This window comes from Paenibacillus oryzisoli (assembly GCF_001653565.1).
GTDB classification, from domain to species: domain Bacteria; phylum Bacillota; class Bacilli; order Paenibacillales; family NBRC-103111; genus Paenibacillus_E; species Paenibacillus_E oryzisoli.
The window spans coordinates 346,059-371,228 of the sequence record NZ_LYPB01000049.1 but is presented as its reverse complement, the minus strand read 5'-3'; the positions used below and the strand labels follow the sequence as shown (position 1 = coordinate 371,228).

Annotated in this window: 22 protein-coding genes; 16 read left to right on the top strand and 6 right to left on the bottom strand. The window is 45.4% G+C overall.

Annotation, left to right across the window (positions count from 1 at the left end):
- The first annotated feature begins 3 nt into the window (after positions 1–3).
- Genes A8708_RS07580 through A8708_RS07570 form a run of 3 tightly spaced genes read left to right on the top strand, consistent with a single transcriptional unit; the run spans position 4 to position 2,230 of the window.
- Complete coding sequence (locus A8708_RS07580; protein ID WP_068662880.1) at positions 4–1,200, top strand: glutathionylspermidine synthase family protein; 1,197 nt, start codon at positions 4–6, stop codon at positions 1,198–1,200.
- Complete coding sequence (locus tag A8708_RS07575; protein WP_239696585.1) at positions 1,197–1,844, top strand: hypothetical protein; 648 nt, start codon at positions 1,197–1,199, stop codon at positions 1,842–1,844. The genes A8708_RS07580 and A8708_RS07575 overlap by 4 nt, the downstream gene beginning before the upstream one ends.
- Positions 1,841–2,230 carry a DUF350 domain-containing protein gene (locus A8708_RS07570; RefSeq protein WP_068662878.1) on the top strand — a complete coding sequence of 130 codons (390 nt, stop codon included), beginning with the start codon at positions 1,841–1,843 and terminating at the stop codon, positions 2,228–2,230. The genes A8708_RS07575 and A8708_RS07570 overlap by 4 nt, the downstream gene beginning before the upstream one ends.
- A gap of 26 nt (positions 2,231–2,256) precedes the next feature.
- On the opposite strand, the gene A8708_RS07565 is transcribed toward A8708_RS07570, so the two are convergent.
- The 3 genes from A8708_RS07565 to A8708_RS07555 are packed head-to-tail and all read right to left on the bottom strand — an operon-like array spanning position 2,257 to position 5,143.
- Positions 2,257–3,306: an HD-GYP domain-containing protein gene (locus A8708_RS07565; protein WP_068662877.1), complete on the bottom strand. Its 1,050-nt coding sequence runs from the start codon at positions 3,304–3,306 to the stop codon at positions 2,257–2,259.
- Between the two features lie 46 nt (positions 3,307–3,352).
- Entirely contained in the window at positions 3,353–4,381 is a 1,029-nt protein-coding gene (locus tag A8708_RS07560) for a ThiF family adenylyltransferase (RefSeq protein WP_068663028.1), read from the bottom strand.
- 57 nt (positions 4,382–4,438) lie between these two features.
- The gene (locus A8708_RS07555) at positions 4,439–5,143 is read right to left on the bottom strand and encodes a molybdenum cofactor biosynthesis protein MoaE (RefSeq protein ID WP_068662876.1); all 705 of its coding nucleotides are present in this window, start codon (positions 5,141–5,143) and stop codon (positions 4,439–4,441) included.
- Positions 5,144–5,265: 122 nt separating this feature from the next.
- Between A8708_RS07555 and A8708_RS07550 the strand changes: the two genes are divergently transcribed.
- From A8708_RS07550 to A8708_RS07500, 11 genes are all read left to right on the top strand, one after another.
- Positions 5,266–5,736: a molybdopterin-binding protein gene (locus tag A8708_RS07550; RefSeq protein ID WP_068662875.1), complete on the top strand. Its 471-nt coding sequence runs from the start codon at positions 5,266–5,268 to the stop codon at positions 5,734–5,736.
- 58 nt (positions 5,737–5,794) lie between these two features.
- The gene (locus A8708_RS07545; protein WP_338044185.1) at positions 5,795–7,279 is read left to right on the top strand and encodes a bifunctional metallophosphatase/5'-nucleotidase; all 1,485 of its coding nucleotides are present in this window, start codon (positions 5,795–5,797) and stop codon (positions 7,277–7,279) included.
- Positions 7,280–7,325: 46 nt separating this feature from the next.
- Complete coding sequence (locus A8708_RS07540; protein WP_068662873.1) at positions 7,326–8,138, top strand: undecaprenyl-diphosphate phosphatase; 813 nt, start codon at positions 7,326–7,328, stop codon at positions 8,136–8,138.
- Positions 8,139–8,255: 117 nt separating this feature from the next.
- Complete coding sequence (locus A8708_RS07535) at positions 8,256–9,389, top strand: HD-GYP domain-containing protein (protein ID WP_068662872.1); 1,134 nt, start codon at positions 8,256–8,258, stop codon at positions 9,387–9,389.
- Between the two features lie 72 nt (positions 9,390–9,461).
- Positions 9,462–11,687: an MMPL family transporter gene (locus A8708_RS07530; RefSeq protein ID WP_068662871.1), complete on the top strand. Its 2,226-nt coding sequence runs from the start codon at positions 9,462–9,464 to the stop codon at positions 11,685–11,687.
- Between the two features lie 128 nt (positions 11,688–11,815).
- Entirely contained in the window at positions 11,816–12,943 is a 1,128-nt protein-coding gene (gene yfkAB / locus A8708_RS07525) for a radical SAM/CxCxxxxC motif protein YfkAB (protein WP_068662870.1), read from the top strand.
- Between the two features lie 27 nt (positions 12,944–12,970).
- Entirely contained in the window at positions 12,971–14,308 is a 1,338-nt protein-coding gene (locus A8708_RS07520) for a hemolysin family protein (RefSeq protein WP_082927324.1), read from the top strand.
- 14 nt (positions 14,309–14,322) lie between these two features.
- A complete protein-coding gene (ytvI, locus tag A8708_RS07515) occupies positions 14,323–15,369 on the top strand; it encodes a sporulation integral membrane protein YtvI (RefSeq protein WP_068662869.1) in 1,047 nt (348 codons plus the stop codon).
- A gap of 146 nt (positions 15,370–15,515) precedes the next feature.
- Positions 15,516–15,755 (top strand): spore coat associated protein CotJA, encoded by a 240-nt coding sequence (locus A8708_RS07510; RefSeq protein ID WP_068662868.1) that lies wholly within the window; start codon positions 15,516–15,518, stop codon positions 15,753–15,755.
- Complete coding sequence (locus A8708_RS07505; protein WP_068662867.1) at positions 15,752–16,018, top strand: spore coat protein CotJB; 267 nt, start codon at positions 15,752–15,754, stop codon at positions 16,016–16,018. The genes A8708_RS07510 and A8708_RS07505 overlap by 4 nt, the downstream gene beginning before the upstream one ends.
- A gap of 15 nt (positions 16,019–16,033) precedes the next feature.
- Positions 16,034–16,603, top strand: a complete 570-nt coding sequence (locus A8708_RS07500) for a manganese catalase family protein (RefSeq protein ID WP_068662866.1) — start codon at positions 16,034–16,036, stop codon at positions 16,601–16,603.
- 111 nt (positions 16,604–16,714) lie between these two features.
- Here the strand turns inward: A8708_RS07500 and A8708_RS07495 are convergent, their stop codons facing one another.
- The 3 genes from A8708_RS07495 to nagB all read right to left on the bottom strand — a co-directional run bounded on the left by A8708_RS07495 (position 16,715) and on the right by nagB (position 23,704).
- A complete protein-coding gene (locus tag A8708_RS07495; RefSeq protein ID WP_068662865.1) occupies positions 16,715–21,370 on the bottom strand; it encodes an S-layer homology domain-containing protein in 4,656 nt (1,551 codons plus the stop codon).
- 436 nt (positions 21,371–21,806) lie between these two features.
- The gene (gene nagA / locus A8708_RS07490) at positions 21,807–22,979 is read right to left on the bottom strand and encodes an N-acetylglucosamine-6-phosphate deacetylase (RefSeq protein ID WP_068662864.1); all 1,173 of its coding nucleotides are present in this window, start codon (positions 22,977–22,979) and stop codon (positions 21,807–21,809) included.
- On the bottom strand, positions 22,976–23,704 hold the full coding sequence (nagB, locus tag A8708_RS07485) for a glucosamine-6-phosphate deaminase (RefSeq protein WP_068662863.1): 729 nt from the start codon (positions 23,702–23,704) through the stop codon (positions 22,976–22,978). Before nagB ends, nagA begins: the two co-directional genes overlap by 4 nt.
- Positions 23,705–24,024: 320 nt before the next feature.
- Here nagB and A8708_RS07480 point away from each other — a divergent pair, with 320 nt between their 5' ends.
- Complete coding sequence (locus A8708_RS07480; protein WP_068662862.1) at positions 24,025–24,696, top strand: HAD family hydrolase; 672 nt, start codon at positions 24,025–24,027, stop codon at positions 24,694–24,696.
- 76 nt (positions 24,697–24,772) lie between these two features.
- A complete protein-coding gene (locus A8708_RS07475) occupies positions 24,773–24,997 on the top strand; it encodes a spore germination protein (RefSeq protein WP_068662861.1) in 225 nt (74 codons plus the stop codon).
- Positions 24,998–25,170 lie beyond the last annotated feature (173 nt).

The following is a 25,170-nucleotide window of genomic DNA, read 5'->3' as shown; positions in this document are numbered from 1 at the left end:
GGCATGGTATTTGAAGTAATCGGTACACCAGCCCTGGATAGAGATTCTCGTGTACGGCAACTAGCTGAACTTGGATTTACGTGGGCTAACTTGGAGCAGGAAGAGTACTGGATTGACCAGCTAGTTGTTATGTCAGATAAGGTGTACCAGGAGCTTGTTCAGGCTGCTTCTGGGCTTTGGCAGGTGTTTGATAAAGGTGCTCGTTATGTTCTGGGCAAAAGAGAGCTATATGCAGATTTATCGATACCGGAAGTGTTATGGGATGGGCTGGATCGACTTGAGCCGAATAGTAAGGGATTCATAAGTCGCTATGCTAGGTTTGATTTTACAGTTGATCAAGCAGGCTATATTAAACTACTTGAACTCAATGCGGATACGCCAACGGGGTATGTCGAAGCCTCCATTGCAACACCATGGCTCTGTGAGCAATATGGTTTGGAATCACCGAATCGTAGGATGAAGGAACTTCTAAGGGCAGCCTGGGAGATTGAGGCACCAGATTACGCGGCGTGTATTGCCTACGGCACACATGCCGAAGACACCGGCACCATTGATGCACTTGTCGCGCATAGTGGACGCAAGGTGACCTGTGTAGACTGTTTGGATTTGTGGATCGACGAGGGCGTCGTTAAGGTTGGTAGTGACGGGATCATTAATCGTATGTTTGCCTTATATCCGAAGGAATGGATGGGGGTTGACGATGGGGGAGAGGCGTTATCGTATGCGATCGAGGAGAAATTCATTCATTTATTTAATCCGTTGCATGCTGTGATTTTACAATCCAAAGGTTTGCAAGCACTCATTTGGGATCTTCATATCAACCAGTCAGACTTATTTACGCAAGAGGAGCATGACATGATTAAGGCTTACATGCTACCAACGTTTAGGAGTCCTATCCTAGCAGGTAACTATGTGTCGAAATCGATGTTTGGCCGTGAAGGCGGGTCTGTTGAGCTATATAACGAACAGGGAGAATTGGAGTATAAGGATGAAGCAGGATTTGATACGAGCGTGTTTTTTAAACGTGTGTATCAAGAGCGGGCTGACCTGCCACGGCTAACATTCCAGCATGGTCAAGGCCATTTATTAACAGGGCTATTCGTATTGAATGGGACGCCGTGCGGGCTTTTAGGTAGAGCGGGCGGAATTATAACGGGGAATGCAAGTCAATTTGTGGCGATTGGAGTGAAAACGCCTTGAAACAAGGAAGATTTATTGGATTAGCTATAGGACTGATCGGCATCATAGTAATAATATGGATAATTTCCTCGGCGTTGGATAAGAAGCCTTCTGTACTAAGCCAAACTTCAGGCAACAGTTCGACGATATCGAACTATGCACCAGGTGACGTGCCATGGGATTATATAGTCCAGCAAGTCAAGGTTGGAGATCTTATCGACGGTGATATGGTGCTGTTGCCGAATAATGATCGCATGTCCAACGATCAGAATTTTGCAACTGGGGATAGTATATGGGTATTGAGTTTCATGCAAGCAACGATGAAGGCGGACAGTCAAGGCAAGAATGATGTTACGTTGTCGCAATGGAAACCGATTAAGTCTTTCAAAACAAAAGAAGAGGCAGACAAAGATTTAGTGGAGTTAAAAGTGGAGATAAAGACGGATGTGAAATTAATCGGTGTCTACAAAACAGAGCTAGATAGCCAATTTAGGTACTTTGCGGTGGTTGAATTGCCAACTGGACAAAAGGTTAAGCAGCCGATCCCAGAAGCAAGATATACAACCTTTAAGGATAAAAAAGAGGTAAGCGTAGTCCTAGAAGAAGTACATGATTATACAGATTATGATCAATCGATGGCTAAATTTCGGGGGTGGGCAGAATGATCGTTGTGGACCTTATTATTAGTTTATTTGTAATTGTCTTGCTGCAGTTTACAGGGATGTTCATTTTTAGTCTAATGACTCCCTATCGGGATATGGAAGAAATCAATAACGGCAATGTGGCAGTTGGGATTACCATGGGAGGCAAGTTCGTAGCTACTGCGATCATTTTAGGTATTGCAGCCTATACGAACGGCTCCATCTGGCATATGAGTCTATGGTTTGCAGTAGGGTACGCATGCTTAATAGCCTCATATTGGGTGTTCGATTGGCTAACCCCAGGTATGAAGCTATCAGACCAGCTTAAGGGAGGCAATGTGGCTGTCGGTACCCTTCTTGCAGCCGTATATATCGGTATCGCGATTTCGATAAGTTCTCTAATTATTTAACATTTCTATGTATGAGATCCCAAGTACTAAATCGCAATTTTCGTAATTTCTACATTAGCGAGCTGCGATAAATCTAAGAACTGATCGTCAATGTTGATGAGCGGTCGGAAGAAATCAGTAGGGTTCGTCATAATGATAGTACCTTCACGTCCGTCGCTCAGAGACACCGTTTTACCAATAAAATTAGGAATCATGTTGCGTATGAACACTTGGGTGATCTTGGGATCCAACTCGCCGAAGCTCATGCGATGAAGCTCTTTAAGAACATGCAGTAAATCACGTCGTTGTTGATACACTCTGCTCGAAATCATTGCGCTGTACACATCTGCGACCGCGACAATTTTGGAGTAGGAATGGATCTCTGTACTGCTTTTCCGCAGCGGATAGCCTGAACCATCCATTCGCTCGTGATGTTGCAGGGCAACGAGTGCGAGCGTTTCATCTTTTAACGATTTGCGAATAATATCATAACCATGAATCGTATGTTTCTGAACTTCCTCGAATTCTTCCTTCGTCAGCTTAGCCGGCTTATTCAGAATATCCGGATGTATTCTACATTTCCCGATATCGTGCAGATAGCCTGCTTTCCCAATGACTAACGCATCCTTCTCAGATTTGTTCATCCATTTGGCAATATAGTACGATAACATTCCAACTTGGACACTGTGTTGAAGGGTATAGTCATCTTTACTATGCAAGGAAAGAAGCAGAGAAACAACATCTTTCTCATCCTGAATGCTCTCGATTAGCGGATTGAAAGCGGATTCTACAGTTTCGTTGTGAAGAGAACCACCGTCTTGCAAAGATTCAAACATTTCTTTAATGCCCTGAGTAGCGTTATTAAATGAGGTAACCTGTAAGATATTCGCTTGCCGGGATGGCACTTCTTCAATGACTTTCTCGATTTCACTGCTTCTTGGAGCTATATCAACATAATCCACACTGTGACGATTGAGCATCGAAATGTCTCCAGCGTCGAGAATGGTGCCTGAAGATAGTAAATGAAGGCCTACTGCATTGTAGGAATCGGAAATTAATTTGTCACCAACGATAAGTTGAAGCACATGTACACGCATATAAGCTCCTCTCCAAGTCCTAGTATCCTATAGGTATATTGTAATACTACATCCCAATATAACGACTGTAAAGACTTTTGGCTTGAATTAAATCCTCCGTCCCTTGAATGAGAACACGACCACCAGGAAATATAATCATTTGAATATCGTCAGAAGCGTGAAACTTTAAAAGAAAGCGGTTTTTCTCAACCAGACCTAGCGGTTGTAACCGTTCTTCCCAGTACTCCAACGGATGTGTGCTTGGAATAATTGGATGAATTTGAACCGAATTGCGACCGCATAAGGACTGAATGGTATCACTTTCAATATGAGCATCTAAATACTCATATTGTTTATGAGCACAAGCTGGGCAATCTGACTTCTTAGCCCCAGAGACCCGTATCGCGGAATTCTGATTGAACCATAAGTCCCATTGCTGCATGTTGAGATTGAGTTGATCCGTTGCGCCTACGAGTAATTTAAGAGCCTCAGTGGCTTGATAGGAAGCAACGACATGGATGATTCCCCCAATGACACCTGCAGTGTCACAGGTATCTGTGGTGCCTGCAGCTGGCGCTTGCGGGAAGAGGCAGCGCAAACAAGGTGTTCGATCAGGGATAATGGTCAGCGAGACACCTCGCGAGGCAACAGCACCGCCATAGATCCAAGGGATCCCTAATTTCATGCTGACATCGTTGAGCAGGAACCGAACGGCGAAGTTATCGGTTCCATCCAGAATGACATCGACATCATGAAGCAATCCCTCGGCATTTGTCGCGTTAAGATCACAGACATGAGGATCAATCTCGACATTGGAATTCACTAGCTGCAGACGTTTCGCAGCGGCGATGGACTTGGGAATCGTCGCTGAAGCGTCGTCTTCATCGTACAGCATTTGCCTTTGGAGATTACTCTTATCAACAAAATCGCGATCTATGATTCGAACATATCCAACTCCTGCACGTACCATATGATTAGCAAGAACGGTACCTAATGCGCCCATACCGACAATAGCCACACGACCGAGGCCAAGTTTGCGCTGACCTTCCATGCCGATCGGGGGGAAGAGAATTTGTCTCGAATAGCGTGGGTCAATTCCTGTTGAAGTTTCTGTATGTAAATGAGGGTCCAAGTGAAGTCATCTCCGTTCGAATCAGTTATCAGCCTGCGGTGCATGAAGCGGGTTCCAGGGCCCTGTTTGATTGCCTTTCCATTCGGACCCATCCGCCCATATTTCTTTTTTCCAAATAGGTACAATTTGTTTCAAGCGTTCAATGGCATATCGACTGGCATCATAGCAGTCAGCGCGGTGAGGTGAAGAGACAGCAATCACGACGCTCGCTTCGGCAATCCCAACCTTACCTAATCGATGGGTGATCGCACATAAGGTGCCAGGCCACTTCGCATCGATTTCTTCCCCGATGGTTGCCATCGTTTTCAAGGCCATCGGAATATAAGCTTCATACTCCAAAAGGACGGTTCGCTGTCCGTACGTCATTTCTCGCGTCGTGCCGATGAAGGCAAGTGAAGCGCCGTGGTTGGGGTGATTCACCTTAGAGGTCACGGAAACGACATCGATCGTTGAATCGGTGATTTCGTAAAGAGAAGGCTGTCCACCTGAAACCGGCGGAATAAGCGCAAGCTCGTCTGAGGCGGTAACCGTGTCCTGATCTCCGGCGTAATCTTGATTTTTGGCAAAAAAGCATGTAGAGAGCTGCGCCGAGGCAGCAGGATAATCAGCGATGATTTTATCCTTCAACTGAGCAATCGTTATCGAATCAGGATCGACAGTAATTGTGAGAACAGAAGTTCCGAATAGGTCTACTAGACCTGCGAAGAGTTGAATATGTAAGTTCAATTTGTTTCTCCTTGCCATAGATGTTAGAATCCCTTACAGCATATCATATTTTGCCCTGAAAATGGTATAATGGAGTGATCCCTTGGCAGGACTTGGAATTTGAAATGGGAAGGAGTATCAGCATGCAAACTAATTCACGGATAGAAGTGTCTGACTTACATAGGAACATACAAATTTTTACAGTTGAAGAAATGGTTGCAATAGCGGATCTGAGATGTAACATTCAAGATCGCGTTCCATCGGTGGAAGGAGAAGCCTTTGATCTCAAATCATGGTACCGTAGCTGGCACAGCAATGGGCAGAAGCGTATAGATGAAGAGCCTACTCACGTGAGGGTGGAAGCGGTAGATGAGTTTCAAGCCCTGATACCATGGGGACAAACAGATCAAGCATTATTCCTATATGCACAGGAGGGACAGGCACTGAAGAAAGGGTATCCGATTCGATTATATGTACCTGATGGAAGCAGTGAGTGCCTGAATGTAAAGAGTATCATCAAAATATGGTTTATAAACGATCCAGCTTTAGGTGAAGAAGCAACGTATGGGTTTAAGAACAAAATTACCCTGGATGAGCTCAAATTCAAGAAATGAGGAAGCGAATTCTTGCATAACATAGAGACAGGCATGTTGAGATCAGGGTTTTCTCATTATGAAGAGAGGTGAACGGATGTCGGCCCCCTTGCAACGGCTAGTCATATTACATACGAATGATATACATAGCCATTTCGAACAGATGCCCAAAATAAGCGCTTATTTTGATCGTGTTCGCCGCCTATGGCCGCCCGATCAAGTGTTGACACTTGATATTGGTGATCATATGGATCGCATGTTTCCAGAAACAGAAGGGACGAATGCGATCGCTAATTTAGAAATCATGAATGCTACCGGCTACGAAGCGATGGTTCTAGGCAACAATGAAGGATTAACCTTTACACCGGAATGGCTAAGATCAGTTGTGCTGGAACATGCCCAATTTCCCATTATTGGCAGCAATATAACGGATAGCAAGACGAATGAAACGCCGGATTGGATGCTGCCCTCCTTGACTCTTGAAAAGTCGGGTATGCGTATCGGTCTGATCGGCGTTACAGCCGCTTATCAAGATTACTATGAATTACTCGGTTGGGATGTAAGTGATCCTATGAAAGCTGTAAGCGCCCATGTGAGCCTTCTGCGTCCCAAGGTGGACATCTTAATCGTCATGTCGCATTTGGGCCTGAGAACGGACCAGCGGATGGCTGAGGAGTTGGATGGCATCGACATTATCCTTGGTGGGCACACCCATCATTTGCTCGAAGAGCCGCTTCTACTCAGCGGCACTTATATTGGTGCGGCCGGCAAGTTCGGGCAGTATGCCGGCCATATCGAGCTTGCCTACGATCCGGCGCAGCGCCGGATCGTGGAGCTGAACGGCCGCGTCGTCCCGATGACGGACGCGAGCGAGGAAGACAGCAGCGTCATCACGCTGCTGGAGCACTATCGCATCGCCAGCTCCGCATCGCTGGCGGCAGAGGTGGCGCAGCTGCGGCAGCCGCTGCGCCTGGATTGGTACGGCGAATCCCCGCTCGGCAACTTGCTTGCCGCGGGGATTCGCCGCTGGACCAGCGCCGAGATCGGGCTGGTCAATAGCGGGCAGCTCCTTCAGGGACTGAAGGAGGGGAGCCTTTCCCGGGGCCGGCTGCTGGAAATCTGCCCCGGCCCGATCAATCCCTGCCGCATGGAGCTCAGCGGCGCGGATATTCGTCAAGCGCTCGAAGAGTCGCTGCTTGACGAATTTATGGAGAAGCCGATTCGCGGGTACGGCTTCCGCGGGGAGGTGCTGGGCATTCTCTGTGTGGACGGAATTACTGTCCAGATGGATGCCTCACGCCCTCCCTACGAGCGCATCCTCTCCGTGTATGTTGGCGAGGAGCTATTAGACCTAGAACGTACCTACCTTGTAGGTACGATTGATATGTTTACGTTTGGATCAGGCTATCTATCCCTGAGCCGAGGCAAGCAGATCGTGTACATGCTGCCTGAGTTTATCCGTGATGTGCTAGCCAATCAGCTGCAAGATGAGGCTGCTATCGCTGGCAGCCACCACCGTCGGTTCATAGATGTTGTCAGACCCAGCACTAAACAGGTAGAATAGGAACCGGAGCAAATTTCTGATAGTTAGCAGAATATAGGGGGCAATCATGCATACAATTTTTGAGGCGATCATTATTGGGATCGTTGAAGGTTTGACGGAGTTTTTACCCGTATCCTCGACAGGGCATATGATTTTGGCACAAAGTTTGCTAAACACACAAAATGATGAAGTCATGAAGACGTTCGATTTCGTCATTCAATTGGGTGCCATTATGGCAGTCGTCATTATTTATTGGAAGCGAATCTTATCCTTATTTGGACTTGTGAACCGGAAAAGCGAAAGTAAAACAGGGAAAAAGCTGAATCTATTGCACATTTTAATTGGTATCATACCTGCAGGTGTGATCGGCGTTCTATTCAATGATATTGTGGATGAGAAGTTATTCAATACAACAACGGTTCTAGTAGGACTCGTGCTCGGCGGTATTCTGCTCATCATTGCCGAGAAGAAAAAGGAACAACCCAAAACGACCGTCCTAGACGACTTGACGTACCGGCAAGCTTTCGCAATTGGATTGTGGCAGCTCATATCGATTTGGCCTGGTTTTTCACGATCGGGTTCTACGATTGCCGGTGGTATGCTATCAGGTGTAAGCCGTGCGGCTTCAGCGGATTTCACTTTCATCATGGCCATTCCGATTATGTTCGGAGCTTCTGGCGTCTACTTTTTGAAAAATTATGATGCATTGTCATCCGACGATTTGGCTTTCTTTATTGTAGGATTTCTAGTGGCTTTCGTGGTGGCTTTACTAGCTGTCGTCTCTTTCATTAAATTTGTGCAAAAAATGAAGCTCACTTACTTTGCGTATTATCGTTTTGCAGTCGCGATTATTTTCGCGCTTTATATGTTTTTAAAGTAGTTTTTTATACAACAATAGCGAATCGCGTCGAAAGACGCGGTTTTTTGTATTGAACTTTTCATTGAAATCTATTACATTTAAGTAGAACGTAATGCTCACCTATGCGGGGGTTCTGAAATGCTGTTTATGCCGATCAACATGTGTCAACCTGGAATGAGGCTGGCTAAGAATATATACAACGATGATGGTATGGTCCTTTTGGCCGTTAATGTTGAGCTTACACAGAGACTTCTTGATCGCTTGTTTAGCTATGGAATCGATTATATTTACATAGAAGACGCTAGAACGAATGATATTATTCAACCGGATGTTATTCAGGATGAAACAAGAACCAAAGCGGTTATGGAAATTCGCAATACTTTTAAGAAGGTTATGGAAGATTCGAATAAACGCGGAGCTGTGAATTATTACGACATTGGTCGCAACTTTCGCGATGTTATGAAGATGATCATTGATGATTTGAGTGCTCACGATGGTGCAATGGTCATGCTGAATAATATGAATGTGAAGGATAATTACTTATTCCAGCATTCCGTTAATGTGAGCATTTATGCGATTATGCTGGGAATCAGTTATGGGTATAGTCGAGAGAAGCTCGAGACGCTTGGTTTAGGCGCGTTATTGCATGATATTGGGAAGACGAAAGTGCCATTAGGCATTCTTCGCAAGCCTTCTCAGCTAACACCAGACGAGTTCACTGAAATGAAAAATCATACAACCTATGGCTTCAATCTATTGAAGGATGAACCGAATATCCCACTTCTTTCTGCTCATTGTGCCTTGCAGCATCATGAACGGATTAATGGCAGTGGATATCCACGTGGCATTCAAGGGGGCGAGATTAATGAGTTCGCCAGATGGATTGGACTTGTCGATTCCTATGATGCCATGACGACGACACGTGTGTATCGCAGACCGTTATTGCCACATGAAGCCATGGAACAGTTATTTGCAGGATCTGGTACGATGTATGACCAGAGTCAGATTGCTTTGTTTCGGGACAAAATAGCCATTTACCCATTGGGGATTACGGTAAGATTGAATACTGGGGAATATGGGATCGTCTCTAAGTTGAACATGTCTGTGCCGCATAGACCAACGATTCGCGTGCTTCAAAATGAGGCAGGTACTGTGCTTAAAGAACCGTATGAAATCGATCTTTCAAACAAACTGTCGATATTAATTTCTGAAATTGGGGAAATTAAAGTAAATGACTCGATATTAGATACAAGTATGCCTACAATATTATAGAATAGATATCGTACATAGTAGAAAAAGAACCTGGGAAACCAGGTTCTTTTTGTAGATTAAGGAGGAGTCACGATGCGGGAGTCTATGGAGAAAGGCGTGTTTTGGAAATGGGGGCACGCCATGTTTCGGTTCCGATGGTTAGTGCTAACGATTGGTATTAGCTTAATGCTCATCTTTGCTATTTTCGCTCAAAAAGCGCCAGGTATGTTGAAAGACAATGGGTTTACTCCCAAAGGGAGCGAATCCGATCTGGGATTGATTCAAATGCGGGATGAGCTTGGGGTGCCTCGCACACAGTTGAGTTTCGTGTATACGGGTCATAATGGGCTTGATTTAACGGCGAAAGCTCAGCAAGATGCGATTATGGCCACACTTACGAAGGTGAAAGAACTGTCTTATGTGGAAGATGTGAGATTCGTAACTACGCCTCGTAATGAAGGACATCTAGATGTACAAGCAGTTAGTGTATCACTCTCGTTAGATACAGATCCCGCATTAGAGATATATCCGGAACTTAAGTCGCATGTACATCCACCAGAAGGTATGGACGTGTATGTTACAGGTGGGCCTGCAATTCTCTATGACATGCAAGTCGCCAGTAAACATGATATTGCCAAATCGGAAGCGATAGGTTTACCTATTGCACTTCTCGTGTTGTTAATTGTTTTCGGAACATTGGTTGCAGCATTCTTACCTATGGTCGTAGGACTGATGAGTGTGACACTTACACTGGGCGTTACTTATTTTATTGCGCAGCATCAATCCTTATCGAATTTTCTACCGAATATGGTAACAATGCTAGGGCTTGCGGTTGGAATTGACTATGCGCTATTTCTGGTCAGCCGGTTTCGTGAAGAGCTCAAAGTGCAGAGCAGTGTTGCTGCTGCCGTCGCAATGACATGTCAAACAGCAGGAAGATCGATATTTTTCTCTGGGATCGCAGTCCTCATTGGTTTGTTGGGGATGCTGTTTGTGGATTTGACCTTCTTCCGCTCCCTCTGTCTCGGAGGAGTTATCGTTGTTTCAATTTCCGTCATTGTGGCCAATACAGTGTTATTAGCTCTTTTGGGTATTTTGGGTCATCGTATTAACTCCTTACAGGTCGTTCCTAAACGATTCCGTAAGCAAGAAACATCGAAGTTCTGGGAGAAAATTGCTTATGCAGTGATGAAACGTCCAGTTCTGCTAGTTGTTGTAGTAGGTGGTGTGTTGATCTATAGTATGACGCCGATCTGGCAGATGAAATTAGGGGTACCGAACGCGGAGGTCCTTCCTCCAAGCTATGAGTCCCGTTATGGAGCTGAGTTGCTCAAGAGCGCCTATGACCCTCGCATGACAGCACCGATTCAAGTTGTGATACATACGAAAGATGAGATCTGGTCAGCCGCCTCGATTGGCGAGATTCAAGCTTACAGTAAGCAGGTCAAAGCTGTAGGTGGTGTAAAAGAGGTCCAGAGCTATCTAACTGTTCTGGGACAGCATTCTGATGCAGAGCTTGCGGGGATGTTTACAAAGCCTGAGGTTCAGCACCAGGTAGAAGAAACGCAATTAGCGAAAGGGCATACGGCTCTAATGATTGTTATCCCTGAAAAGGACACGGATGATCCTGTGACGGATCAATTAGTTCACGATCTTCGTAAGTTGAGTACTGGAGGATTAGAGACTGCTGTAACAGGTGGTCCTGCGTACCGTTTGGACATTATTGACCGTATTCAAAAGGAAATTCCTGAGGTTCTTATTTTCGTTATGGGAATTACTTATCTCGTACTCTTGCTGGCATTCCGCTCGGTCTTACTCCCGCTGAAAGCTGTCTTGATGAATATGCTTAGTTTAGGCGCTAGTCTAGGGATCGTCGTCTTAGTGTTTCAGCATGGATTCATGGCGGATATGCTGCATATTACGTCCATCGGATATGTGAGCGCAACGCTGCCTGTCATCATCTTCTGCGTCGTGTTCGGGATCTCCATGGATTACGAAGTGTTCCTTATTTCACGTATCATGGAAGAATATGAGGCAAGTGGAGATAATGATCAGAGTACAGCCGAAGGTTTGAAAAAAACAGGAAGCTTAATTACAAGCGCGGCTTTCATTCTTGTTGTCGTAGTCGGATCTTTTATTTTCACCGATATTGAAATTATGAAAGCCCTGGGGCTAGGTCTCGGACTTGCGGTATTGATTGACGCCACCATTGTTAGAGTCATGCTTGTGCCTGCGCTAATGAAGCTGCTAGGTGACGCTAACTGGTGGGCCCCGAAGTGGCTTCGTGCAAAACCGCAATCCCAAATAGACAAGCATTAAGGCTAGCGGCGATTCCTATGGCTGTTTCCTTTTTTGCCAATCATAAGTTACAATAAAGGGCATAGGTATAGGCATAATAGGTAGTAACATGTTCTTGAATAGGAAATGATAGGTCAGGTGTAAACAGCATGAATAGGAACGCAACACACTCCATCTTACCGGAGTTAACTCCTGAGTATGATCCTTGGGACCCCATTCGGTCGTATCGGAAATACGGGAAACACGTATTAACTAGTATAGAGCTTACCATCACCAATCTGTGTAATATGCGTTGTGAGCATTGTGCAGTTGGCGATTCACTTACGATGTCAGAAGGTCCACGTATACCGTTACCAGTTATTTTGCAGAAACTGGATGAAATTGAACATTTGGAAACGATTAGTTTAACAGGCGGCGAACCTTCCTACCACATTAAGATCGTGAAAGACTACATGCTGCCCATCCTCAAATATGCGCGGGAGCGGGGGATTCGGACCCAGATCAACTCGAATTTAACATTAGATTTGGAGCGTTATGAGCTGCTGGCGCCTTATCTGGATGTCATGCATATTTCTTTCAATTATTTGAATGAGGATGACTTCCATCAAGTAGGATTTGTGAACTCGCCGCGACCTGTGGGCAAGGCCATTGCATCCGGCATGTATGAACGAATGGTTAATAATACGAGGGCACTAAGCAAAGGCGGTTTGTACGTTTCAGCGGAATCGATGATTAACACGCGAACCCATTTGAAATTGCCTGAGATTCATCAGCTAATCAACGAAATGGGATGCAAGCGTCACGAAGTACATCCGATGTATGCGAGCTCTTTCGCTTCCCATCTTCCAATGGTTACGCTGGACGAATTGCGCGCGAGTATCCATCGGTTGCTAGACGATCGGAATCCAGACATGTGGATGCTGTTCGGCACATTGCCATTCTTCGCGTGTAATGAACTGGAAGCGGATCGTACGCTTGTTAAGCGTCTACGTGAAGAGCGCAATGTTACGGTTCGTAACGACCCAGATGGGCGAAACCGTTTGAACGTCAGTACGTTTACTGGCGAGGTTTTCGTCACCGATTTTGCTAATGAGCCTCCGCTTGGAAATATACATGATGATGGGCTTGATGATATCTTTGCTCGTTGGGAGAACAATCCGCTGAACCAGCAGGTGAATTGTTTCTGTAGTAAAGCATCTTGTTGCGGACCTAACTTGCTTGTAGCAGACTCATACTATCGCACAGTAGATTTCAAAAGTCGTAAAGCTATTATCTAATCATCTTTCTGAAGGAGAAATTACATTTTGCCACATACGTCGTTTGATTTCGGTTCTATCGTACTTAATCTTTTCCTAGTTATCCTACTCGTGATGCTTAACGGATTTTTCGTTGCAGCGGAGTTTGCGCTTGTGAAGGTTCGACAGTCTCGTATTCAACAACTGGTCAATGAAGGCAGCGGCAAGGCTAAATACGCGAGTAAAGTAACTTCTCAGCTGGATCGCTATTTATCTGCTACACAGCTTGGGATTACACTAGCTTCTCTGGGACTGGGTTGGATTGGGGAACCGGCGATTGATGAATTGATTATGGAGCCTCTGTTTCATTCACTTGGTTTAGGCGAATCCATGTATACAACGACTTTATCTTTTATCGTTGCTTTCGGTTTTATTACGTTTATGCACATTGTGCTAGGAGAGCTTGCGCCCAAATCCTTTGCCATTCAAAAGCCAGAATTGACTTCCCTGTGGCTATCAGCACCGCTATTGTTTTTCTATAAAATATTTAGTCCAATTATTTGGGTACTTAACGGTGCCGCGAATAAATTTCTTGCGATGATTGGTGTCGAGCCTGCGAGTGAGAATGAGGCTGCTCATACGGAGGAAGAAATTCGCATCCTGATGGATGAGAGTGTCAAAAGCGGTCATATCAACGAAGACGAGATGACGCTGTTTGATAATATTTTCGAATTCTCCGATCTTATCGCTCGCGAGGTTATGCTGCCAAGGACAGATATGGATTGTTTATTTCTCGAAGTAAGTTTTATTGATAATTTGCGCTTCGTTCACGAAACCAAGCATACCCGTTATCCTGTTGCTGATGGGCACAAAGATAACATTGTAGGCTTTGTCCATATTGCCGATCTACTGACGGCTGATCCGGATGTTGAGCAGGAGCTTAAGACCTTCATCCGTCCTATTCTGAATGTTCCTGAGTCGATGGAAGTGAGCCGCGTGCTCAAACTCATGCAAAAAAAGCATTCTCAACTTGCTATTGTCGTTGATGAGTATGGGGGGACGGCTGGTCTCTTAGCCTTGGAAGATATCATCGAAGAAATCGTGGGAGAATTGCATGATGAATTCGATGTGAATGAACGGCCTGGCGTGGAAGTGAAAGATAAATACACCTCTGTGGATGGTCGAGTACTGCTGGAAGATTTAAACGATATGCTGGATCTCCAAATTGAAGACGATGATGTGGATTCGATTGGCGGTTGGCTGTTTAAGAAGGTAGAAGGCGCGCCTGTCAAAGGGAAGAAAGTACCTTATGCTAATCATGTTTTCGAAGTGACCGAGGTAGATCGATTGCGTATTGTGCGTATACATATAACGAATATCGACACAGTTAAACCGGGAAATGAATAATCGGAGGCGTCTCTATGTCACCCAAGACAGCTATAATCATGGCGATAGGAGCATTGGTGTTATACGGTTTGTTTACCGTAGGGCTGCCTTTTCTCTTAGCGCTGGTGACAGCTATTTTTTTGGACCCACTCACAACGCTCTTGATGCGTGTCGCGAAAATGAAACGTTTTGTCGCCGCAACGATCATTAGCACGGCATTTACTCTACTGATGGTGGCGTTAATCTATTTTATTGGGATGAATGTCGTTACCGAGTTAATTGACCTTGGTCGTAAAGCGCCTAATTACATGGAGGATGTCAATAATTACGTAGATCAGGCTGTGGTGCGAACCCAGGTATTCTATGATTCATTATCCCCAGAGATGGCAGCACAAGTACAGACGTGGGTAGAGCGGGGGACCGAGACGTTAACTGGCGCATTAACGAGTATATTGAGTGGTATTTCTGGATTTTTCCTCAATATGGCCGGAAAGATCCCTAATTTATTCATGCTAGTGATCATCTATGTAATCACCCTGTATTTGTGTATGTACAACTTGCCCAATTTGAAAGTTGCTTTTCTCTCGATGTTTGAAACGAAAACCAAGGATAAAATGGAGAACGTACTGACTTATTTGCGTGAAGCTATTTTCGGTTTTATTCGTGCACAGTTGATTATGGCGATCTTTACGTATTTGCTAACGTTCATTGGACTGCTAGTCCTTCGGGCTGAATACCCTCTCGCAATTTCACTACTTGTTATGGTGATGGAATTCGTGCCCGTGATTGGGACCGGAATTATTTTCATCCCATGGATCATTTACCAACTGCTGCTAGGCTATACGGGCATGGGAATTGGCTTGTTCGTGCTCTTCTTGGTACTTATCATCCTTCGCCGGATTGTAGAGCCCAAAGTGCTTAGCGATGCGGTTGGCATCAATTCATTAGCGGCTTTGATTTCCTTGTATATTGGCTTTGAATGGCTTGGTTTCGCGGGCTTGTTCCTTGGTCCCCTGGTCGTCATTATTTATCAAGCCTTGCGCAAAGCAGGCGTGTTAAAATTGAATATTCAATTAGATTAACATTGAGATTAAAAAATCCTTTTCCGAATTGCGCGGTTGCAATTGGAGAGGGATTTTTTCATAACGGAAAATATAGGATATCGGTAATTTTGGTCAAGTTATGCCGCATATAACGAGTCATATAGGCTCTGCAAAGGAGGAGACATATGTACACACAATTTAAAAGTTGGTATCCGTATATTGGACCGTGTGACCCATGTCCACCGATTCGAGTGAAATGGTATAATACCCCGCCGCAATTATATATGAATTTTCAACCGCCAGGATTGCCACAGTTTAGTCCGTATGATGCTTTGAGAACAGGGACGCTCTGGCCTGCACTCTATGGACCCTACCCGAATCCATTACAAGTGACTAGAGGCGATGAAGGAGGCCAATCAACATGAGCGAGCAAGTGCTGCCTGAAGCCTATTATAAGCAACTTCGTGATCTGCAAGCCGTGGATTTTGTATTGGTGGAGTTAACACTTTATTTGGATACGCACCCTGATGATTTGAGTGTGATCCAACAGTATAATCAATTTGCCCATAAGCGCATGCATATGGCCCAGCAGTTCGAAATGGAATTCGGACCTTTGATGCCCTTTGGACACAGCTTCACAAAAGCGCCATGGCAGTGGGTGGAGACACCTTGGCCGTGGCAAGTTTAAGAGGGAGGATCGCTAATGTGGATATATGAGAAAAAGCTGCAATACCCTGTCAAGGTGAGCAAATGTGATCCTCGGATGGCGAGACTGCTTCTTGAGCAGTATGGGGGAGCCGATGGAGAACTCGCTGCAGCGCTTCGGTATTTGAACCAACGCTATTCGATTCCAGATAAGGTTGTAGGATTGCTGACGGATATCGGTACCGAAGAATTTGCCCACTTAGAAATGATTGCGACAATGGTTTATAAGCTGATGAAGGATGCCACAATGGAACAAATCAAGGCAGCTGGGCTTGATGATCACTATGTCGCTCATGATCGAGGACTCTTTTATCAGAGCGCTGGAGGCGTCCCCTGGACGGCTACCTACATACAAGCCAAGGGAGATCCGATAGCTGACCTCTACGAAGATATTGCGGCCGAGGAGAAGGCGAGAGCGACCTATCAATGGCTTATTGACACTACGGATGATGTGGATTTGCAGGACAGCTTGAAATTCCTCAGGGAAAGGGAGATTGTGCATTCGCTTCGATTTAGGGAAGCTGTTGAGATTCTGAAAGCAGATCGGGAAGAGAAGAAGATATTCTAAGTATAAGCTAGAAAAAAGAAGATCGCCAATCCCTTCAGCCCTTCATCGCGGCTAGGTGGTTGGCGATCTTTTAACGTGTTAGACGAGGTTTTAGCTTTGTTACGTTATGGTTTATTTAGCTATGATTTGTAACAACCTGTTAATGACAACAGCGGCCTGTGCTCTTGAAGATTCAGTACTAGGAGCGAAATGTTGCTCATCGTAACCGTTCATGATTCCAAGAACTGCTGCAGACTTAACATACGATTTAGCCCATTCACTGATAGCATCATTATCTGAGTAGCTATTTTCGGTGGGAACTGACAGATCAGTGAGCTGCTTTTTCGTAGCGTATAAGTAAGCCTTTACCATCATAACGGCCATTTGCTCTCTTGAAATACTGCTTTCAGGAGCAAAGGTATGGTCATTTATGCCACTAACAATGCCGGCTTTTTGAGCGGCATAAACGGAGTCCTTATACCAGGAATCGCTGGAGATATCGTCGAAATCCGCTGTTTCGGCGGCCTGTCCTCCTAGCTTCAATGCTTTTGAAAGCAGGGAGACGAATTGTGCTCTTGTCAAATGGTTATCCGGTTTAAAAGATGAAGCATCCATACCGTCGATAATGCCATCGGTAACCAAATGTTCAATTTCCTTTTGGGCCCAATGTCCTTGAATATCTAGGAAATTTATGTCGCTTACTTTCTCTAAAACTGCATATGTGGAAAAATGCGGCAATGAAGCCGTGATAGTCCCGGCGCTCTGAATGCTACTGTCCACACGGTTCCATTCTCCTGTCTGCTCATCCAGCACATAGACACCAAGTTTGTCAGGGTTACTTACTTTAGTTGTATCGTATTTGAATGTTGCTTGAACAGGCTTTGTAAAAGCGCCAACTGGCTCCCCGTTCTCCGTTAGATGGTAAATAACAAGGGAGGAAACAGCTTTGAATTGCGGGATTGCCGCTGGAGCAGCTTCAATGATTTGCTCCAATTCGATTTGATTTTTTCCATCTTTAATCGAAATAGAATTAGGTGGGAAACGAAGTGTCCCGTTGTTAGATGTAATTACCAAGGGTTTGTTGTTCGTCCCAGCCATTTGGAGGATATCAGCATCCAGCTTGATAGAGAGCTTGTCAACTCTTTCCCCTGTCTGTGCATCAAGATTTAACTCTTTTTTATCCGATTTTAGATCAACAAGGAAATCCACCCGATCGGGGTTCAGATTAAGGGCCATTTTGCCATCTTTGTCCAGAGTCGGAGTTGGTTTGAATCCACCGCCGCCGCCACCGCCGCCGCCGGTGCCTGCATTCGTGGTGAATGAAGCGGCAGGCCCATAATCGCTCCCGTTCCCTGCTGCATCCACAGCTTTAATGGCATATGTATACGATGTAGAAGGTTTCAAGTTGCTCAAATTGTATTGCAGTCCATTACTTACTGTCGCTAATTCTTGATAGGTGGTTCCGGTTACCGTGTAAAGTTTATATGCTGCCACGCCAACATCGTCATAGGCAGGAGTCCAGTTAAGTGAGGCACTAGTGGTTGTTATATTTGCAACTGTCATTCTGCTATTCTCGGACCATGTTGGAGCAGATGTGTCTGGCTTCTTCGTAGTAACTCTTACTGAAGGTGCCCCCAATACGCCCCAATGGCCACTGGAGTCACCGGCTTGCAACACATAGGTATATGTTGTGTCAGGACTGAGATCCGTTAAATTAAATGATGTGACAAGACCATCGATTTCTGCTTTCAATTCAAATGAGGGAAACATTGTATGATCATTGAGTAAATATACTCTTATCTTTTTAACATTTGCGCTATTTTGGCTCAGAGCCCATGCTAAGGTTGCACTGGTTGAAGTCACGTTCGTTGCATGAAGCGGTGTAGCACTTGACCAGACATCAGCCCCTAATCCATAGGGATCTGAAGCGGATCCGCCGCCACCACCACCTGTTGCTGGTGGTACTTGAACTGAGACGGGATCACTCTCTGCTTTACCAGCGCTTTGGTTCGTGATGAAGATTGTACTACCTATGGGTCCGACGTCGTCAATGTTGACTGTAACTGTATAAAGTCCCGCCCCTGCAGTTCCTTCTCCAAGTAGATAGCCGTTACCATTGTAAACACGAATGTGATCACCTGGCAGCAAGTTGTTTACTGTGACCGTATCCGCTACAATTGAATTTTTGATGATTTTAATGGAGCTGCTTAGCAGCTTAGGGGTCAGGTTTCTAGGGAAAATCTTTGTATTTACAAAATAAGGCTGTCTGCCGTCTGGCAATTCAACGACGATAGCGAAGCCGCGCGCAGAAGCAGGTACCTGATGTAAGTCTAATGGAACCGTGTAATTGGGTTGTCCTGTGGCAAGCTCCACCAGTGGTGTTCCAAATAGGTTTTCATCATTGATATAGTAAACGCGGTATATCGCATCTGATGTCTCCTTTTTGGCAGGCTGCCATTGCAGAGTTCCTATGAATTCGCCCGGCGTATCTTTTGTCGCTGTTAAAGTGACTTGCACAGGCAAATAAGTTGGTGAGTCCCATAACGGGAATACAACAGGAATATTAAGTTGAGAAGTTGTGTAGTTGTCCCTTTGTATTAAAGAGAAAATCCCTAGGGAAACAGCATCATCGGGCACATTGGTGGTATTTAAAATGAAATCTAAAGTTCCGTCGGAAAGAGTCTTCTTATCTTGAGGGTATATATAACCGCTTATTTGTTGATTGTTATTCAGAAAGGCAATCACATAGTTTGAGACAACTCGGCTATCTTGCGCTGGCTTGAAGTAGATATGCCCACCGATTTGCTTCTCGTTGGTATCACTGTCCCAAAGCACAGGTTTTTGTGCTAATAAATGCGTTTGGACGTACGTATCGATATCGGATAAGTTTGTAAAGTGATAAATGCTTTTATCACTGGATATATACATTTCACCGTTTTGAGTAACGTAGGCGTTGGTAACGGTAAAAGGCAAAGTTTTAAGACTAAGGAATGTACCACGATCATAGATGCCATATGAACCGAATACTAGCGAATCTTTGGCATAAATGACCTGGTCGGGATATGTTCCATACACGACACCAGTAACACTGTAGCGCTTGTTACCATAGTAGATTTGATCGCCATCCTTAAACAACCGTCCCACATTTGTCCAGAAATCCAGATTAAAGACTGCTTTACCTGTAAGGGTAGCGGGATCAATTTGAAAGATGCTATTCGGAGAACCATATGTTACACTGCCTGAACCGTACATGGCACCGGTCACTGTTTCATAAAAAGCTCCGTTAAAATTGAAATTCATGGGTAGCGATTTATCAGCTAATGTCCGATTCGATCCATAATTTGAATCATATACGCGCATATTGCTTACAAAGTATTGTCCCCAATAATAAAGCAAATGATCTGCTGGATACACGTTATCCGGATTGGATCCTAGAGAGTACCGAATGATTGCCGGTGTACTTCCAGCTAGCGAGGAGGCATCAACCACAGCAATATGAGTTTCTCCCCTGAGTGCAATGTACAGTTTGCCATTTTGCAGCTTGATGTCGGTAGGATTAGCGCCTATGACCTGCTTTCTGATAACGGTCATGTCGCTTTTGCGAATGACTAGACATTCATTAGTTGCTTTGGAAACGGCATAAATATATGGTGTAGAGTCGTCCGTGGTCCACGCGCTAATAGAGTCACTTGTACTAATAAAGTTGGTATGAGAGTTCGTTTGCATGGTGTAAGGGTGAGTAAGATCCAGAGTAAATGACTCAACTGATGAATGACTGTAGCTGCTATCATACAGATAGACAGTTCCGTTATCGCCCAGTAGACCATGCGTAACTTCATAAGGCAGATCGGCAAGTTTTACGCCAGTATCTTTATCGAAAACTGCCTGACTTGTCAGGACGTATCTTCCTGCCACATCCAAAATTTTAGAATTCAAATAACTATAATCACCGTATCGCTTATAGGCGCCGTTGATTTCTGTAAGATCGGCTGCATTCATTTTAGAACCGCCAAAAAATACGTTGCTTCCGTCGAAGAAAATTTTTGGATTAGGAAACCCAAAGCCGTATCCGCCGTCGTAGTTACTTGAGCTGATTAACGTGTTAGTTAAATAAGTATAAGCATTAAGTTTTGAGCCTGAAGAACTTGTTTCACCGATATAAATGGTATGAGTCGCTTCATCAGCGGCAAAAACGGCTTCATCTTCATTAGAGCTAATTTTAGCAATCGTTCCGCTGCTGCGATTATACGAATAGTTCTTCCAATCGGAAGTGTAAAATAAATAGTCGGATGTTGCCCCAATGTAAAGGGGCTGCACGTTTATGGCGATAGACGGCAGTAAGGATTGCGTTGAAAGATCGACAGGCTGAATAAGCGTGGCTCCAGACAATGCAATGAAGAGTGTATTACCGTTGCGTGCTATACTTGTAGGGCTGGACCCGACAATCAACTCTTTTTGAATCGTCATATCTGAAGTTCGTATGAAATAAAGCTTGTTTGTACTTTTTGATACAGCGTAGAGATAGCCTGCATTCCAGTCCGCCAGCCAATCTGAGACGCCTTGTGAAAAGGACAACGACTTTATTGGAGAGATTGCTGCAGCTGTGTTCAAACTGTTTACTGTTGCCGTCTTAGAGCTGTCTACCCCTTCGATCGGTCTCTGTGGCGAAACATACGGGATGATTCCTTCAGCCTGAATAGGCGAAAGGTTTGCACCCAATAGGCCAAATAAAAGTGTTAAAGCGAGCAGAACGATTAAGCTTGCTCTGTGATTCCTTGATCGTATCACGCAAAGTCCTCCAATTTTGTAAGATTTGTATTACTTCGGTGATCATACTGAAAATTCCTTTTTTAGGCTATTAAAGTAACTTAAATTCTCAATTCCGACCACACGCAGAGGATCCGGATATTTGTATGACCCCATTGAGACATACCCGCATTCCATAAAAAGAAGGCCCCCTCAAAGTAGTTATGGCTACTTTAGTGGGGCCTTCGACTGCGTTAGTCCGATTTCTCCGAACTAAAATAAGGATTACGTATAGGGAAGGACAAATAGTCCGAAAATACCGAACTATTTGCCCATTTTTCTTGAAGGAGCGTTTTAGTTAGGAAATTTCGGACTATATATAATTTAAGCGTGTGGTTATTGAAATTAATTCGGCAAAAGCGGACTAATAGGATTGTCGTTAGGCGTAAGGAATGACAAACAAACTAGATAACTCCGATTAAGCTTCTATCATCGCTGTGCCGCGCACCCATACCTGCTCGAGCGCAAGCTCTGGGCTGATCAGCAGCAGGTCAGCCTGCTTGCCGGCGGCAATCGAGCCGTGCGTCGCTTCGAGGCCGAGCTGCCTCGCTGGATTGCCGCTCGCGTAGCGGCTCGCGTCCGCGACGCTGACACCGACCTCGCGCACCATAAACCGGAGCGCATCGATCATCGTCAGCGTGCTGCCGGCGAGCGCGCCGCCCTCCGTCAGCCGGGCAACGCCCGCCTGCACGGTTACGGCTTGGCCGCCAAGGTCGTACTGGCCGTCGCCGAGCCCGGCGGCGGACATGGCGTCCGTGATCAGCAGCAGGCCATGCGGCTGCTTGACCATCGTCAGCAGCTTAATCGCTGCTGGATGCACGTGAATCCCATCGGCGATCACCTCGCCGCTGATGCGGGCGTCGGTGAGCACGGCACCGACGGTCCCCGGCTCGCGATGATGCAGCGGCTTCATCGCGTTGAAGGTATGCACCGCATGCGAGAGCCCCACGGCCACCGCCGACTGGATGTCGGCGTAAGAGGCGTCCGTGTGGCCGCATGCGGCAACGATCCCGTGATCGCGCAGCCACGCGATCATCTCAAGGCCCCCCTCGCGCTCGGGGGCCAACGTCAACTGACTCATGAGCTGCGGGAACCGCTCATGCCATTCCTGAAGCCATGGCAGCTGCGGCGGCACCATGAGGTTTGGATCTTGCGCGCCGGCCCACTTCGGCGAAATGAAAGGGCCTTCCAAGTGCACACCAAGCAGCTGAGCATAAGGCATCCCCTGCTCCATATAGCTGTGCACTTCAACAAGCACACGCTCAATCGCTTCACGCGTAGCCGTCATCGTCGTAGCCAACATGCCCGTTGTGCCATGCAAGGCATGATATTTTGTGATCGTATCCAATGTCTCCGCATTCGCATCCATGAAATCTGCGCCGTAACCGCCATGTACATGCACATCAATGAAGCCAGGCAGCAACCATTTACCGCCTGCTTCGATGCGAACGGCACTTGGACTAGCTGTATCCTGCCAACCAGAGGATTCGCCTACGTACACCAATTTACCATCCATGACATGAACCAATCCATCCTCAATGATGCCTTGTTCCGTAACTACTTTAGCGCCAGAGATCAGTATCTCGCTCATTCGAACAGCCTCCCAGCCTCAGCATCTAGCAGAACAACTAAGTGAGGGTGAGTCTGCAACAGTGTGGCAGGCACCTCGGTTGTGATTGGTCCCGTTAGGGCACGATGTACGATTTCGGCTTTATCAGCACCGCGTACGATTAAGAGGATTGTTTTGGCTTTCAGAATGGTACCAACCCCCATCGTCAGTGCGTGTGTAGGCACATCTTCAATGGAATCGAAGTAACGCGCGTTAGCTTCACGTGTTTCATCTTTCAATTCAACACGGTGAGTACCACTAATCAAAGAATCGTCAGGTTCATTAAAGCCGATATGACCATTATGGCCAAGGCCAAGAATTTGCAAGTCAATTTGCTTAGCATCGTCCAAAAGTTGATTGAATCGCTCACATTCTGCTTCCAAATCAGGGGCATTGCCGTTCGGAATATGAGCGGATTCTGCAGGAAGATCAATATGCGCAAATAAATGTTGTTGCATATAGGCATGATAGCTCTCAGAATGGTCCTCAGCTAAGCCGACGTACTCATCTAGGTTAAAAGTCGTTACTTGTTTAAAACTCACGCGGCCTTTCTGATAAGCTTTCACGAGTTCTTCGTAAATGCCCACAGGTGTGCCTCCGGTTGCCAAGCCGAGAACGGCTTTCGGCTGCATTTGTACAAGGGAGGTGATAATACCTGCTCCTGCTTCGTTAAGCTCTTGTTGATTCTGAAAAATATGAAGATTCATATTCATTATTCCTCGCTTTCATGGATGTAAGGGGTAGGGAAAAGTCAAATTCATGGATTATTTAATAAAAGTCCGTTTTTATTTTGCGTGAAAATATCATTAATACATAAAATTTTTCTCATTTCAATCATAACTGAAATTATTAAGATCGGCAATAACCATTTTACCTATAAATAGCAGCTTGTATAGGTTTCTAAGTATCGCACTATAGAGGCTGGCGTAATCGATTATTGTGATTGTACATTGACTTACATGGGTATGTTTGCCATTCTTAACATAGATCATTACAACTATTTTATACATTCAAAGGAGTAGGGAACATGACAACTCGGAGACAACTGCCAGAAGCGATGCTTTTTGATTTGGATGGGACGTTATTTCAGACAGAAACCTTACTATTACCAGCATACCATGCGACCTTTGACGAGCTTCGAGCTCAAGGAATTTACGAGGGGGAGACACCGCCTGAAGAGCGAATTCTTGGTGCGTTAGGTATGCTTCTTGAACAAATTTGGATGATTGTTATGCCAGAGTCGCCTGTTGCCGTACATCAGGAGGCTAATAAGTTATTAATTAAATACCAGGTCGAGGGACTTCAGAAAGGCCGAGGTATATTATACGAGGGTGTCGCAGAAACCTTACAAACGTTGCATGCCAAGGGTGTTCGTTTATTTGTAGCCAGCAATGGGCTGGAGGTTTACGTCAAACGAGTCATCGCGGAGATGGGGCTAGCGCATCTATTCGAAGGCTTATTCAGTGCAGGTGAGTACCAAACGCGATCCAAAGTAGATTTAGTCAAAATCTTGCTTGAGAAACACAGCATTCAGTCCGCATGGATGGTAGGAGATCGCTCGTCCGATGTAGAAGCGGGTCTTCGCAATAACCTTGCCGTTGTGGCATGCGACTATGCTGGCTTTCGAGAAGCTGGTGAGCTGGAAGGTGCACATATCCGAATTGGACGATTTGCTGAGCTGCTGGACTACATTTTCTAATTCTCACAGGTCAGTCGCAAAGCGTGAGCCTTGGGCATACACTGTAGCACATTGATAGATAAAGGTGCTGATCAGAATGCCTTCTTTTGTAGGGATATTCAACATTATAAGGAATGAAGGAAACCTGATTAACGGTGATACGTGTGTCATTGCCCCGACGAGTGCCTCCAAGACGTACACAGGGGCTGGCGGTGGAATAACGGGTGACTTCTCGATATCCGGGACCGTATTCAGTGCGACAATTACAGTAGACCCTGACGGGATTGAAGCAGGGGCGAACAAGACAGCAACTGGGACCTAAACAAAGCAAGCTGCTCATGATAGAGACCGATTCAAACTCACCATACGTGGAGAGATGAATTGGTCTTTCTTTTTTTGAGAAGCCTATTGACACTGGCAAGTCTGCTTATTTATTATATAACATATGAGCAATCATTCATATATAAATAAACGTATGTAGTAAGTGAGCAACTA